Genomic DNA, 1,131 nt, shown 5'->3' with positions numbered 1-1,131 from the left:
AATCGACATCTTTAATACGGCTGTTAGACGCATTAACGTTTTCATTGATGTTTGCTAGGTTACTCATGGTGTGGTTCATACGGTTTTGGAACGCACCGATTTCAGCACGCTTAGAGTCAACTTGTTCCATTGCGGCATCAAGGACATCAATTGCATTTTGTGCGCCGTCTTGAGTAGATAGGTCTAGGCTTGCTACTGATTCAGTTGTAACTTTGCTAGTATTTACAGCAAGATCTTTTGCTGCCGCCATTCCTTTTCCACCAAGTGATAATGTACTAATTCCTTTATCAACTTTAACTTTTGAGAAATCGATATTAAATTCAGCCGCTTGTTCAACAACGGCAGCTGAACCATTGGATGCTGTTTCGCCTGTTGCAGTTACTGCTGTAGTATTACCATCAACAGTTGTAGAACCAATCGTAATTGAACTTCCTTTACTATCAGCTGCATAAGCGGCCTTAATCTCTAAATCTGAACCATCTTCATTACCTGAAACAGTAATATTTCCATTCTTATCTAATGCTGCAGATACACCAAGCTTCTGTAAATCTGCTGAATTATTAATTGTATCTGCAATATCCTGATTAGAATCGCCTTTCTTAATAGTTACATTCTTTGCTGCAATACTTAAGGTCAGATCACCAGTACCAGTGGTTGATATACCTGATAAGGTTTGGGTTGCCTGAACCGCGTCTTTTCCATCTATCCCCTGTTTTGCCGTTGTTACTTTAACGTCACTTAAACCATCAATATTATTAATTTTATGCTCAAGATCTTCTGCTGACATATCTTTAGTAACATCAATAGAGTGCTCTTTCCCACCAGCATTAATTGTAAACCCAGAATCGCTAGTTGAAGAACCACCAGTCAATTTATTTGTTTTTGCTGCTGTAGCGTCTTGAACACCAGAATATGAACGACCCAATGCATGCGAAGACACATCCATTAAACCTAAGCTTTGAGTCTCATTAGAGTTAGCACCAATTTGAAACTTAGTTTCCCCATTCTTATCACCGAAAGAACCATCAAGCAGATTCTGACCACCAAAACTTGTGGTATCTGCGATACGGTTCATTTCGCTTTGTAGCTGACCCATCTCTTTCTGCATCGCATCACGGTCTTTATCTGAGT

Annotated in this window: 1 protein-coding gene; it reads right to left on the bottom strand. The window is 39.5% G+C overall.

The features are described 5' to 3' along the window. On the bottom strand, positions 1 to 1,108 hold a 1,108-nt coding region (locus I3255_RS14585; RefSeq protein ID WP_269117341.1), incomplete at its 3' end, for a flagellin. Positions 1,109 to 1,131 lie beyond the last annotated feature (23 nt).

Source organism: Psychrobacter sp. Ps6 (assembly GCF_022129235.1).
Taxonomy (GTDB): Bacteria; Pseudomonadota; Gammaproteobacteria; order Pseudomonadales; family Moraxellaceae; genus Psychrobacter.
This window is presented reverse-complemented; position numbering and strand designations above follow the sequence as displayed.